Source organism: Sphaerotilus montanus, from assembly GCF_013410775.1.
GTDB classification, from domain to species: domain Bacteria; phylum Pseudomonadota; class Gammaproteobacteria; order Burkholderiales; family Burkholderiaceae_C; genus Sphaerotilus; species Sphaerotilus montanus.
On the sequence record NZ_JACCFH010000001.1, the window covers coordinates 4,019,284 to 4,033,298 of the forward strand.

Annotated in this window: 9 protein-coding genes; all 9 read right to left on the minus strand. The window is 62.6% G+C overall.

The genetic code is table 11. From position 1 onward, the window contains the following. Positions 1-112 precede the first annotated feature (112 nt). The 9 genes from BDD16_RS18260 to BDD16_RS18300 all read right to left on the minus strand — a co-directional run bounded on the left by BDD16_RS18260 (position 113) and on the right by BDD16_RS18300 (position 14,014). Entirely contained in the window at positions 113-2,224 is a 2,112-nt protein-coding gene (locus tag BDD16_RS18260) for a capsular polysaccharide biosynthesis protein (RefSeq protein WP_246332600.1), read from the minus strand. 245 nt (positions 2,225-2,469) lie between these two features. Continuing rightward, the gene (locus BDD16_RS18265) at positions 2,470-3,549 is read right to left on the minus strand and encodes an IS5 family transposase (protein WP_179635253.1); all 1,080 of its coding nucleotides are present in this window, start codon (positions 3,547-3,549) and stop codon (positions 2,470-2,472) included. 203 nt (positions 3,550-3,752) lie between these two features. After that, positions 3,753-4,832, minus strand: coding sequence for an IS5 family transposase (locus BDD16_RS18270; RefSeq protein ID WP_179635254.1), 1,080 nt, complete (start codon positions 4,830-4,832; stop codon positions 3,753-3,755). A 157-nt stretch (positions 4,833-4,989) separates the two neighbouring features. Then, positions 4,990-5,733 (minus strand): acyltransferase, encoded by a 744-nt coding sequence (locus tag BDD16_RS18275; protein WP_179635255.1) that lies wholly within the window; start codon positions 5,731-5,733, stop codon positions 4,990-4,992. Positions 5,734-5,860: 127 nt separating this feature from the next. After that, on the minus strand, positions 5,861-9,421 hold the full coding sequence (locus BDD16_RS18280; protein ID WP_179635256.1) for a CDP-glycerol glycerophosphotransferase family protein: 3,561 nt from the start codon (positions 9,419-9,421) through the stop codon (positions 5,861-5,863). Then, a complete protein-coding gene (locus BDD16_RS18285; RefSeq protein WP_179635257.1) occupies positions 9,418-10,548 on the minus strand; it encodes a stealth family protein in 1,131 nt (376 codons plus the stop codon). Before BDD16_RS18285 ends, BDD16_RS18280 begins: the two co-directional genes overlap by 4 nt. 15 nt (positions 10,549-10,563) lie before the next feature. Continuing rightward, the gene (locus BDD16_RS18290) at positions 10,564-12,204 is read right to left on the minus strand and encodes a polysaccharide biosynthesis/export family protein (protein WP_179635258.1); all 1,641 of its coding nucleotides are present in this window, start codon (positions 12,202-12,204) and stop codon (positions 10,564-10,566) included. Positions 12,205-12,206: 2 nt separating this feature from the next. Next, on the minus strand, positions 12,207-13,310 hold the full coding sequence (locus tag BDD16_RS18295; protein ID WP_179635259.1) for a KpsE/RkpR family capsule polysaccharide export protein: 1,104 nt from the start codon (positions 13,308-13,310) through the stop codon (positions 12,207-12,209). Next, entirely contained in the window at positions 13,307-14,014 is a 708-nt protein-coding gene (locus tag BDD16_RS18300; RefSeq protein ID WP_179635260.1) for an ABC transporter ATP-binding protein, read from the minus strand. Before BDD16_RS18300 ends, BDD16_RS18295 begins: the two co-directional genes overlap by 4 nt. Position 14,015 lies beyond the last annotated feature (1 nt).

The window sequence follows — 14,015 nt, forward strand, 5'->3', positions numbered from 1 at the left end:
GACGTTGACAGCCGGAAGGCTTCTGGCTTGAGGTCGATTGCACCGTACCGGGCCGTTCCTGAATGGGTGGAATAGCGCGAGCGCGACCGGGCAAATCGCGGTTCGCGCCGGTTCAGCGCTGTCGGGCCCGGGCCAGGGCGTGCAGCACCTGCCGTTTCAGGAGTCGCCAGGTGCGCGCGACCGGCGAGCCCGCGGGGGTGCCCAGCCGCTGCCATTCGCGCAGCTCCACCAGCGCCTGCTCGGGCGTGGTGTAGGCGCCGGAGTGGCGGCTGAGGTAGGTGGGGTAAAGGATCAGCGTCGCGGCCACCAGCTCGTCCAGCTGCAGCGCGCGCTTGCGGCGCTGGCGGGCGGGGTGGTCGGCCGGTGCGCGGTCCTCGGTCAGCCCCCAGCCGGCGTAGAAGGGCACGCCCCAGGTGGTGACCGGGCAGCCGCGCAGCAGCGCCTCGAAGCCGGTCAGCGAGGTCAGCGTGTGCACGGCGTCCACGCTGGCCAGCAAGCTGTGCATGGGCACGTCGGTGACGATCTCGTCGCAGTACGGACGCAGGCGCTCGCACTCGGCCTGCCAGGAGCGGCCGGTCTGGCGCAGGCCGGCGACGACGTCTGGATGAGGCTTGTAGACCAGCCAGGCATCGGGCTCCGCGGCCCGGACGGCGCGCAGCAGCTCGGCGTTCGTGCGGATGTCGGCCGCGCCCCACTGGATCGAGGCGTCGCTCTCGACCTGGCCCGGCACCAGCACGACGTGCAGCGCCGAGGCCGGGCGTTGCCACGCGCCGCCGCCGACGTTGTACTTGGTCAGGCCGGCGTTGACGATGGCCGTGCGCAGCGCGCGGGCCCGCTCGCGCAGGGCGTCGTCGAAGTCGTGCTGGCGCAGCAGGTGTTCGAGGCGGCTCGGGCGGGTGGCGTCGAAGTAGATGCCCAGGTCGTCGACGACCCAGGACACCGGGCGTGTCAGGTCGGCGCCCAGCCCGACCGAACGCAGGAAGCCGTCCTCGATGCGCAGCACCGGTCCGGTGGCCAGCGGCGGCGCCGGTCGGCGGCCCCACACCGCGACCGCGGTACCCGGATCGACCTGCCGCTCGCGGCGCAGGAAGGCGATGTCGGCGCTGCCTTGCAGGAAGGCGCGTGCGATCGGGCGTTTCCAGCGCGAGAAACCCAGTACCTGCACCGGCGACGGGCAGGTGGCGCGTTGCCGGCGCTGCAGGGCCAGATGGGCGAGCAGCCGTTCGGGCTCGCACAGGCGCCCCGTTTCGGGATCAAGGCAGCGCGGATACGCGATCAGGGCCGCGTGGGTGAGCGCGGCGATGCCCGGACTCGCGGCGCGGCGCCGGACGGGGGCGCTCAGGTGGTCGGCGGTGAGCCCCCAGCCGGCATAGAAGGGCAGGCCGAAGCAGCGCACCGAGCGGCCGTGCAGCAGCGCCTCGAAGCCCATCTGCGAGCTGACCACGTAGACCGCCCGGCACACGTCGAACAGCGCGGGCGGGTGGATGGCGTCGGCGATCAGCGTGACGCGTGCGGCTTCACCGGGCGTGAGGTGGGCGAAGTGGCCCTGCTTGCGGCCGGCGATGACGTCGGGGTGCACCTTGAGCCAGATCGGCGCGTCCGGGTGCTCGTCGAGCGCGGCCTGCAGCATCCACTGGAAGTGGGTGGCGCTGGCGCCGGCACCGGTGATGGAGGCATCGCCGGCGGTCTGGTCGACCACGAGCACTGGCGGGTCGGTGGCCGCCTGGCGCAGCAGCGCGTCGGGCAGACCGTCGTGGGCGTGGTTGTACTTGGAGACCCGCGCCTGGACCCAGGCCTCGCGCAGGCGGGCGCCGCGGTCGAGTGGTGCCGCGCCGAGCGGGGCGGCGATCAGGCTTTCCAGCCGCGAGGGCTGTGCCGCTTCGTAGTAGATGCCCTGGTCGTCGAGCACGATCGAGAGCGGCGGGCAGCGGTGGCCGAGGTCGGTGGAGCGCAGGAAGCCGTCTTCGGCGCGGAGCAGGGGCAGGCCGTGGCGCTGGGCGAACTGCTCGGCGATGCGGGCGCTGGGTTTGTGGCCCCAGGCGAGGACGGCGGATGCTGCCCGAGTCTGCTGTCCGTTTCCGATCGCCCACTCGGGCAGCAGGGCGGGCAGGGTGCTGATCTGCCGCAGACCGTGGGTCAGGACTGCCAGGTGAGGGCGGGTGTCGTCATCGGCGACGCGGGTGGTGGGGGTTAGCCATTCGAGCAGCATGAGGCGATTGTTCAACCTCTACTCGTTTGGCAACCCGTAGATTAGCGGCATAGATCAGCCCGATCAGAGCTGTTCGACACGAGGGAAGACTTCTCTGACCAGTGCGTTCCGATGTCGATGCCAAGGGGCACTTCTAGAAACCGGCCCGGCAGCCCTGAACCTGGTCTGAGCCTGCACAGATCCAGCTCAAACGAGCAGTGGATGACGGCGGCGAGCCGCTGTCCCCACCGTCGCGGTACGCCGCGACGGGGTTTTTCCCCTCACGCGGGCTGTGCGGACGCACCTGCGCTCTTGACCAGCCACACCAGCCTGCGTGCGTTGTAGGCCGCGCACTGCAGCGTGATCGCCAGCGCATTGCGCGCCAGCGTCATCGCCCGCACGCACTTGCCACCCTGCTGGCTCAGCGCCGCAAAGACGTGCTCGACCCGTGCCCGCGTGCGGTTGATCGTCTTGTTGCGCTGCTTGAGCCGAACCTTGGCCGTCTGCCCTGGCTTGGCGCGACGTGCGATGCCGTCGGCCAGTCCGTGCTGCTGCAGCGTCTGACGGTTGGCCGCGCTGTCGTAGCCCCGGTCGGCCAGCAGCCGCTTGCGCGTGTTCGCCACCTGCAGCACGTCGGGCAGTTGCTGTCCGTCGTCCGCGTTGGCCGCCGTGATCTTCATCTGGCGGATCAGCTTGTAGCGTGCGTCCACGTTGCCGTGCAGCTTGTAGCCGTAGTACGCCTTGCCGTGCTTTTGCGTCCAGCGCGCGTCCCGGTCGGTGTGCGCCAGGCGCTTCTTGCTCCAGCCCTCGGGCGCCTCCCCCTTGTTCAGCGCCTCGCGCTCCCGGGCGTTGGCCTGCGTGATCGGCGCCTGCACGATGCTGGCGTCCACGATCTGCCCGCCCCTCGGGATGAAGCCGTGCCGCTGCAACTGCTGGCTCAACGCCTCGAAAATCGCCCGGCCTCCCGGCCCGCCTTCGGCCAGCCGCTGCCGGAAGTTCCACAGCGTGCGCGCGTCCGGAATGTTCAGCGCGCCGTCCAGCCGGCAGAACCGCTGGAAGCTCAGCCTGTCGAGCACCTGGTGCTCGCACTGCTCGTCCGACAGGTTGTACAGCCCCTGCAGGAACACCATGCGCACCAGCGCCTCGGTCGGGTACGGCGGGCGACCGCCCTTGCTGCGGTCAGCACGAGGGCAAGCCTTGTCCACCGCTGCGGCCATCGCCGCGAAGTCGATCAACTCGTCCATCGCCGCCAGCGTCTGCACGTAGCCCTCCAGCTTGGCCTTGCGCTGCTGCACCACGAACAGGTCGTCCGCGGCCTCCTCAGGAAAGAAGCTCGATGGCTTGGTGCGGGGTGTGATCATGGGGCGGCATCTTGCCGCAGCGCGCGGCTCAGGTGGAGGTCAGGGTCGGTTTCTAGAAGTGCCCCAAGGGGCACTTCTAGAAACCGGCCCTGCAGCCCTGAACCTGGTCTGAGCCTGCACAAATCCAGCTCAGACGAGCAGTGGATGACGGCTGCCAGCCGCTGTCCCCGCCGTCGCGGTACCCCGCGACGGGGTTTTTCCCCTCACGCGGGCTGTGCGGACGCACCTGCGCTCTTGACCAGCCACACCAGCCTGCGCGCGTTGTAGGCCGCGCACTGCAGCGTGATCGCCAGCGCATTGCGCGCCAGCGTCATCGCCCGCACGCACTTGCCGCCCTGCTGGCTCAGCGCCGCAAAGACGTGCTCGACCCGTGCCCGCGTGCGGTTGATCGTCTTGTTGCGCTGCTTGAGCCGAACCTTGGCCGTCTGCCCTGGCTTGGCGCGACGTGCGATGCCGTCGGCCAGTCCGTGCTGCTGCAGCGTCTGACGGTTGGCCGCGCTGTCGTAGCCCCGGTCGGCCAGCAGCCGCTTGCGCGTGTTCGCCACCTGCAGCACGTCGGGCAGTTGCTGTCCGTCGTCCGCGTTGGCCGCCGTGATCTTCATCTGGCGGATCAGCTTGTAGCGTGCGTCCACGTTGCCGTGCAGCTTGTAGCCGTAGTACGACTTGCCGTGCTTTTGCGTCCAGCGCGCGTCCCGGTCGGTGTGCGCCAGGCGCTTCTTGCTCCAGCCCTCGGGCGCCTCCCCCTTGTTCAGCGCCTCGCGCTCCCGGGCGTTGGCCTGCGTGATCGGCGCCTGCACGATGCTGGCGTCCACGATCTGCCCGCCCCTCGGGATGAAGCCGTGCCGCTGCAACTGCTGGCTCAACGCCTCGAAAATCGCCCGGCCTCCCAGCCCGCCTTCGGCCAGCCGCTGCCGGAAGTTCCACAGCGTGCGTGCGTCCGGAATGTTCAGCGCGCCGTCCAGCCGGCAGAACCGCTGGAAGCTCATCCTGTCGAGCACCTGGTGCTCGCACTGCTCGTCCGACAGGTTGTACAGCCCTTGCAGGAACACCATGCGCACCAGCGCCTCGGTCGGGTACGGCGGGCGTCCGCCCTTGCTGCGGTCTGCACGCGGGCAAGCCTTGTCCACCGCCGCGGCCATCGCTGCGAAGTCGATCAGTTCGTCCATCGCCGCCAGCGTCTGTACGTAGCCCTCCAGCTTGGCCTTGCGCTGCTGCACCACGAACAGGTCGTCCGCGGCCTCCTCAGGAAAGAAGCTCGATGGCTTGGTGCGGGGTGTGATCATGGGGCGGCATCTTGCCGCAGCGCGCGGCTCAGGTGGCGGTCAGGGTCGGTTTCTAGAAGTGCCCCAAGGGGATGTATATCGGCGAGCAGTGGGTGCAGTTAGGCCTGGATTCCGACTTCAGGCCTTGGGCGCGCTGGCTGTAGGTCAATAACACGCTCTAGAACGTGCCGATTGCCTGCGATGTCGCTGCTTGATCCTGGGGGGTGTCCTGGATTTCAGCCGGAATGTCCTCTTCAGTGAGATTCCAGTAGTTTCCGGTTTTTATCGAGTCGGCATCAGGTTTAAAATATGGCTTCGCCAAGGTCAAATGTGGCCGTTCCCAGGCAATATTCTTCCGTGTGACTTTCGCTGGAACTCCGGTAGCGATGCAGTTGTTCGGAATTTTCCGTTTGACAATACTTCCGAGGCCGATCACGCTACCATTTCCAATCGTTGTTCCACCTAATACCTTTGCGAAGGCGCCAATCCATACGTGATTCCCGATAGAAATTGGGCGAGGCAAATTTATGCGCTTTTTTGTGGTGACATCAAAAATGGGGTGTGCATCATCTGCTCTGATTTCAACCTGGGATGCAATCATGACGTCAGATCCGATTTTCACCTCAGTAAATTCTGCTGATGAAATATAGCACTCGCTAGTGCATGTCACCCCATCGCCTATAATCACCTTGCATGATTGACCAATCCGTATGGTTCCCTTGAAATGGCCTTTTCCTATCTCGCAGTAACCATCGTCGCAGTCAAATGAAATAACAAGTTTCGATATTTCTGCGTCGCCATGAATTATAAGTCTGTTGTTCTTCCCTTTGAAATTTATATTCACCGGGGGGGTTGAAGTTGCGTTGTATTGGATGGTGTTGTTATCTTCGTCTGAATACGGTGCTAGTTTGGTTATTTGCATCAAAATTAATCTCCCTGCTTGTTGTTGGATTTGAGGGTGGATAGGTCGGCCGAATCGATCGTCATTAGTGACAATTCAATGAGCGGCCACAACATGGTCTGGTGATAGGTGGTCAATATAAATATTTTCAAGAAGTTTCTTCCTGATAATGGACTGTCGAATCAGAGTCGGCCCGCTCCTTGCATTTCTGATATAGGTCAAGTGCCTTGTCCAGGGTATCTACCGGACACGAACTGCTGTATCTAACGGCTATCAGACGAAGGGCATCCGCCGCAGCGCCCCAATCGCTGGATGCGATCGCGAGGTCCGCGAGCAATTGCCACTCAGCCTGAGACACAGGTGCTCTCATCAAGCGAGACCCTAGTGTGGTATAGCCCAGAGCGTGTTTTTCTTGCCGATAGAGTGCGCCTGCTATTGCGTACAGCATTGAGCTGTCGCGACTGGCGTGCGTAGTCCAGAGTTCCACGGTCTCGCCCAAGTTCAGGTGGTTTTGGGCTGCGTGGGTCTCGTAAAGTTTCAAGGCCCGTTCTATGACGGCCACGGACTTGTTGTCCTTGTAGTCGAAGACCATGTCGAGCAGCAGATCAGCAGCACGCTTCCAGTCGCCGGTACCGACTGCAAGGTCGGCTGCCAATTGATACTCGTTCCTGGAGCTAGGCAGTCGGACACCCGCGCGCGTGAGCAGCACTGACGCTTCGTGCAGCCATCCCTGGTGCTTGAGCGCCTCTGCCGCCGCGAACGGTGCATCGGGATCATTCGTCAGCCGTGCGGTCCACAACTCGGCCGCTAACCCCCACTGCTTCTGAGCGGATGCGGATGCGGCTTGTATGGCCAGAATCATGTCTGGTGTTTGGAGGTGATGTTCTTCCGCTTTCCGTACTGCAATCTTGGCGCTCTTCATGCAGCGTTCATAGTCCTTTTTACCGAACCAGACAGGCGCCTGAGACTCGACAATTTCAAGGTATCTGGAAACCTCTTCCATTGTCAGCAAAATCTCCATTTCCATGAGTCGACGGTATCTGCGGGCCGCGAGGTCAAGGTCTCCAAGTTGGTAAGCCGTGGCTGCGAGAGAACGTAGCATCCGGGCGCTTGCATTTTCCTCCGCTTCGCCCCTTGGCTCATCCAGTGCTTCGATGGCGGCAACGACTCGTGCACAGTTATCGTTATCCTGAAACGTGAAGAAGTTCTGGATGCGTGGGCCGTAGGCTTCGTGCCATGAACCATTGTTCTCCAGTATTTCGTCTACTGCCGCAATGACTTCAGTGTGCGCAGTAACGACGGGCCCAAAACCGTCCTGACGATAGTCGAAATAGCCCCGTGTATAGCTGCTCTGCTGATCAAAAAATTCCTTCTCGTCGAACTGGTAGTAGACGACCGGTCGATTAATCATCGCCACTTCGAATGCGACAGAGGAATAATCGGTGATCAGCATGGTGGCTGAAGCAAAAAGCTCTTGGATGGAAGTGCCAGCGTGTGAGCAGACGTGAATGTGCTCCGGGATCTGCAGTTGCTCTAGGATTGCCTGCATGTTTGCATGTGGGAAGAAGACGATCCGTTTCCCCGCTTGCTCGGCCATGCGCTTGAGATCCGGGTCATTCAGCAGGCCAACCCATGCTGTCGCATAGGTTGACTCGGCGGCATTGTCGACCAAGACTCTTTTCGCGCTGGTGCCGGTAGGTGCAGCCATCAGTGCACTGCGCCACGTCGGCATTATCAGAATATCGTTTGGTTCACACGCATCGGCGAGAGATTTCAGGCGATCATGCCTGGGCATTCCTGTCAGCACTGTTTCCTTTGAGCCGACGTTGTAGGCTCCTGCATTTCCTCCGATCGATTGATGCTCTCGCCCGGCGGATGTCACGAAACAATGGATTTTCTTCTTGTTTAGCCACCCAGAAAGGTCATCTTTAATTACTCCGTGCTGGAGGAAGACAAAGTGCTGATTGACAGGCGTCGATTTGCCTAGCAGGTCCACGACGTAAGCGTCTGCGTGCGAGCTGATGATCTTGCTGGCACATGTTGCAGCGGACCGGTGCTCGACTGAGCCATAGGCCAGTAGCTTGAAACCGTCTCGGGAGAGGCGATCCCAGTCGAACGAGTTTTCGTCCAGAACGAAGAATATGTTCTTCGACGGATCGGTTCGAGCGATATGCCGATAGAGATGCTCCGCGTTGTCGTCTGCATGGGTATCACGATCCATGAGCAGCCAACAGTTTTCATACCTCGGCACAGACCGCCGACGGGGTGTGCGGCTGGAGAAATGCTTGCGGATATCTCCTACTGGCAGCGTGTCTTGATGGAGTTTCCCACCAAGCGACAGTCTGGCGCTCTTGCCGTTGATCTTGACGGCAAGCTTGCCGGTTCCTCCAACCAGCGGTAACCAGCATCGCCAGCAATGCAGGAAATCTTCGTCCAACATCTTGTGTTCGACGACCTTGAGGTGGTCGGGGATGATGTCGACTCCGTCACGCTGATAGCTCAGGATAGGCGCTTTGGTGCCTGTGTAGATGGTGATCAATACCTGCTGCTTGACTTCATCCATTTCCTCGATGTATGCGATCTGGAACGGTGGTGGAGTGCCTTTCAGTGATTCCAGTATCGCGAGCTTGTGCATGAACCAGCACCCTGCCAGTTCAAACTGCATGACCGTCTCGACGCCGATGTGGGCACAGACCTCACGCAACAGATCCATTCCGCGAGTACGCTGCTCCTGCGTCAGGAAGGCATGTGCCTGTGGACGGTCCATGAGTTGTCTGACGATCCACACGATGTCATACAGCACCGTGCGCTGGATATGCACTGGAATCTTCTCATGGCTGTCAAAGGCGGCAAATGCACCCAGATAGCCGTGCTCCAGCACCGCGCCCAGACGTCCCGGGTGTTGCCATGACGTGTCGAGAGTCGAGGTTCCGTCTTCGCGCTTCCGGTAATAGTAAATCGCGTCCTTGACGAAGCCCACCGACCCGGACGGGCATGCTGCGAGGTACTGTGCAATGAACAGTCCGTCTTCGAAGTTGGGCTTGACTCTGGAGTCGAATGCGAGTTCGTTGTCCAGGATGGTTGATCGATGGAAAATGGCTGTAGCCGCTGACAACTGGATGTTGGTTCCCATGTCCGCGATGGGGAATACCTTGTTGCCATTGATGAACTTGTACCGCAGAGGATGGTCGTCCTTGAACTTGTCGGTTTTCTCCATGTAGAAGATCTGATGGCATCCGATCATCCTGAGATCTGAACTCTTGTTCTTGTCGATGAAGGTGGAGAGGCCTAGAAAATAGTCTTGATTGACAAAGTCATCCGGATCTATGAAGGTAACCCATTTGTGCGATGCGTGTCGGATTCCGAGGTTTCTGGCGGAAGCTTGGCCGCCGTTTTCCTTGTGGAGATAGACAATATTTTCCGGGTAACGCTGCTGCCATTTTTTTATTATTTCTGCAGAGTTGTCGATCGATCCGTCGTCCACTAGAACCAGTTGCAGATGATCCTTGAAATCCAGGCGCTGGTTGATCAGACTCTCGAAGTATTTGTCAAGATATCGACCGACGTTGTAGACGGCCGATACCACGGAGAATTTGTGATTTCCAGTGATCTTGTTGACCACCGGCGCCTTTTTGGCTTGGCGCTTGATCAGCATGTCCTTGATGAAAAGGCGCGGAGACCGGATGAATTTGCGAAGCTTCTTGTTCATGGTGCGTCCTTCAATTGATCAACTGCCGAGCTGAAATAGGTTCCGAGAAAATCTGAAAGGCGGGCGTCATAGCCGTCAACGGTATTTCCCGTGGATTGGAAATCGTTCAGGCATATCGAATGCGGGGCTGACCCACCGTGTTGCCGACGAAGCAGAGTGGCGTACCGTGAGGGCGCCGCGGGTGACCTGACATTGAAGTAATGGCAGATGTCGGTTCGGGGTGCGGACATGCCCAGAAAGTAGGCTGACCACGGGGCCATGAAAGTTGCCATGTTCAGATCGTTGCGACCACGGGTCCGGTTCCCGAGAAATGCTTCGATCTTGGGGCGGGCCACAGGATCGGCCCACAGGCGCTCGAGTACGCTGCGCCGCAGCGGAACATAGGTGTGAACCAGCGGTGAATCCACTTCGCCGCCGTGGAGTTCCTGCAGTAGTCGGCGAGCGTTGCGGGAGGCTGCGAGTGTCGGGGTTTCCTTGCCCGCCGACTGCATGGCTGACAGCGATTTTTTCGAGATGAAGATCGACGCCAGACCGTTCGACTGGAAAAAGTGGGCGGCTGGCAGGGGGCGGGCCGGCAGCACGTCATCATTGAAATAGATGAAATGTTCGCCGAGGTCTGGTACCCGATGCAGGTGGGCTTCGATGACGTGCGAATTGAAGGTCGGCAGGTACTGCCCGTCAATGATCTGGCGGTGGTCAACAATACGGATGCGATCACCGCAGAGCCTGCATTCTTTCAGCCAGGCCGGCGTCTGGTTGTCGGTAACGATGTGGATGCGACGCACCCACGGCATATTTTCCAGAACGCTGGCGACCGAGAAATACAGCTCGTCGTGGGACCGAAAGCGGGCTTCATCTCGTCCGCCAGCGACGGAGGCTGCGTGGTCAGGTCGGTGGGCCGCATACCGTTCACGCCAGCTCGGATCTGCGCCGTCTACCCAGGTGTAGACCACATCAATTGGAAACCGTGAAGGCAGTCCCTTGTCCGGATCCAGATCCTGCGCGATGAGCGCCACTTCGCCATCTTCCGCGCAACCCAATTCGTTCAGGATTTGCGGATAGCGTTTGTTCAAGTGGTCGCGCAGGAATATCCCTGGAGAGCGCATGAATTTCTTGAGTTTGCGCATGGCGAGTTCTTGACGTCAGAGGCCGAGGGCCACTCTGGCCACCACCGCGATCTGATAAAGAATCTGCGTGATCCCGCGTGTGACCTCGATGTTCTTGGCGCCCGCGGCGGGCAGCACCATCAGCTCTTCACCGGGCAGGGGCACGGCATCCAGCCGCGTCTCCACCACCGTGCCATTGCGTGCCATGCGCAGGACGCGCGAGGTGTCCGCGTTCTGCGTGTAGCCCCCGGCCAGGCCGATGTAGCTGGCCACGGTGCGTTGCGGGTCGTGCTGGATCGCCAGCGGAAACAGCACCTCGCCATGGACCGTGACCTGCGACGAGCGCTCGGGCAGGACCAGCGTGTCACCGTCTTCCAGCAAGGTCTGGGCGGCGCTGTCCAGGCTGGGCAGCACCAGCTGGCCCTTCGGCTCGACGTTGCGGGCGCGCGAGGTGAACTTCATGACCAGCTCGGCTTCGCGGGCGCGCAAGGCCGCTTCCTCGCTGGTGGCGGAGCGTGCCGTGAGCACCTGGGTTTCGAGCTTGTCCAGCGACAACGTGATCATGTCCCGCTGCCGCGCCGCGATGGATTTCCGGAACACCTGCAGCGCCTCCAGCTGCGCCTGCGGTGCCGGGCGCAGCAGGGCCATTGCATCAGACAGCTTCGCACCATAGGGCAGCACCACCGAGCGTTCCCCGCGGTGGGCGCCTTCGATGCGGACCAGGATCGTGCCGGGGACCTTGTCCGACATCAGCGTCACCTCGTCGCCATTGCCGATCCGCACGGTCGCGGCCTCGGCGATGGGGTGGTGCTCGCTGCGCCGTTCGGGGCCGACCTGGCGGACGATGGAGAGATGGGTGGCGGTGGCCTTGGCTTGTGCCATCGCCAGGATCTGGCTCGCCGGAATGTCCGCCCCCCGGAACTCGAAGATGCCGGCGTTCGCGACGTCACCACCGACCCGCACGCTGGATTGACGCGGCGCCACGAAGATGGTGTCGCCATCGTGGAGCTGGAGCGCCTCCATGCGGCCTTCGAGCAGGAAGCGGTAGAGGTCGATGCGGGCGTGCGACCGGCCATGGCGCAGCACGTCCACGGCCAGGTAGCTGCCCCGTTCCGCATCGATGCCGCCGGCCTGATCGAGGTAGTGCAGCACCGAGTCCGAGGACAGGCCGTTGTAGAGCCCGGGCTGCCGCACGAAGCCGGTCACGTAGACCTTCACCGGCTGCGCGGCTTCCAGCGTCGCGTAGCTGTAGACGCTGGCGCGGTAGACCCGCTTGACGCTGTTCTGGATCAGCGCGCCCAGCTCGCCGTTGCGCACACCCTGGACACGCACGGGGCCGAGGCTCGGCAGAAAGATGTTGCCCTGGGCGTCGACTGTCTGCGTGGTGTCCAGCGTGAAGGTGCCCCACAGGCGGACCTGCACCTTGTCGCCTGGGGCGATCTGGTACTCCGGATTGAAGCCGGAAAACGACTGCCCGGCGAAACGCCCATTGAACATCTGCGCACCGAACACCGGCACGGGCGGGTTGGTCGGGAGCGGCGCGGGTTCTGCGGCCAGCACGACCGACCCCGTCCACAGACCCGCGCAGACCACCGTGGCCTGGACCCGCTGGCGCCAGGTGTGTGGCTGGTTGCGCGTGTGTGCGCTTGCGTTGGAGAGAGCTGTGTGCTGGGTCATGGTCAATCGCGGTGTTCCTGGACCGTGGCCCGCGCGAGCTGCACCGTCGCGAAGACGATCAGGCAGGCCATCAGCAGCGTGGCCAGGTCATAGAGGCGACGCGGGAACTCGGCCATCTCCGGATGGGTCGGGGGTTCGATCACCACCAGGCTCTTGAGCTTGCGGCTGGATTCGATGCGGGTGGCCTCGACCGACGCGAGTGCGCTCTTGTAGGCACTTTCCGCGAGCGTGACCTGGGTCTTCAGGCCGTGGAATTCGATGGCGAGCTTGCTGAGCGTGCCGTTCGTGTTCGGCCTGGTGGTCGTGGCGCTGCTGGTTTCTCGGCCGATCTGCTGTCTGGTGGCCGCCAGTTCCGCCTTCAGGGTGACGATGTCGGCGGCGTCGTCGTTCAGGAAGGCCTGCTTGGTGTTGAGTTCGGCTTCCAGTCGGGTCAGGCGGCTGCGCAGTTCGGTGGCTCGCGCGCCTGTGGCCTGGGCATCCGCCAGCGGATCCAGCATCTGGTGGCGGGCCTGGAACGCGATCAGCGCTTGCTGCCCGAGCGCGAGTTGTCCCGCTGCGCGGGAGAGTTCTTCCTTGGCAAAGCCAAGTTGTTCGTTGGCGATGCGCTGCGAGATGTGGTTGATGAAGGCTTCGGATTCTGCGAGCAATGCCTTGTTCACCTGCTGGGCAAAGGTCGGGTCGAAGCCCTGGACCCGGAGCGTCAGCAGCCCGCTGGTCTCGTCCAGCGACACCTCGACCCGCTGGCGCCAATAGTCCAGCATCTCTTCCTGACCCGTGCCGGAGCCCAGGCGCATCAGCACGTCCGTGTGCGCGGATTCGAAGTGCGCCCGGAGTTGCAGTCGGGCATCGAGCTTGTGCATCAGGCCGAGCGAGTGCAGATATTCGCGCAGGTAGCGCGTATCTTCGATGGAGGCACCTGCCGTGCCGGACAGCAGCATCGACAGACCGCCCAGCGATGGCGTGTCGTGGCCAGCGCTGCGCACGGTGAGCACCGCCGTGCTGACAAAGCGGTCGCGCGCCATCAGCGTGAAATACAGGGCAGCGACCAGCATCGGCATGGCGATGAGCAGAACGGCCAGCCGGTGGCGTGCGAGGTGTCGCTTCATGCGGGGCAGGCCTCCGGGTGGCGTGCGCGGACCTGGGGTGCGGAGGCCATTTGCTGGTAGGCGGCGATGCCCTCCTGCACGTCCTCGTAGAACACTGGCGACTGGCCCGGGCGCAGCAGCACCACCGCGTTGCACAGCCGGGTGATCTCGCCCATGTTGTGGCTGGTGTAGACCACCTGGGCGCGCTCCAGTCGTTCGCGCAGCAGGTCCTGGCTTTTCTTGCGGAAGGCGGCGTCCCCGACCGCAGTCACCTCGTCGATGAGGTACAAGTCGAAGTCGAAGGCCATGGCCACGCCGAAGGTCAGCCGCGAGCGCATGCCCGACGAGTAGCTTTTCACTGGCAGATCGAAGGCGTCGCCGATCTCGGCGAACGCCTGCACGAACGCCACCTTTTCGCGCATTTCCTCGGCCGATGCCGCATGGATGCGGCAGACGAAGCGCACGTTGTCGCGCCCTGTCAGCGAGCCCTGGAAACCGCCCGCCAGCCCGATCGGCCACGACACCCGCCGATCCGTGACGATGCGACCCTGGTCCAGGTGCTCCAGGCCGCCCATCAGGCGCATCAGCGTGGACTTGCCGGCGCCGTTCGGGCCGATCAGACCGGCGTTGCAGCCCGTGGGGATCGACAGATTGAACTGGCGAAAGATGTAGCGCCGGCCGAGGCGGCTCGGGTAGCTCTTGGTGATGTCGATCAGGTCCAGCATG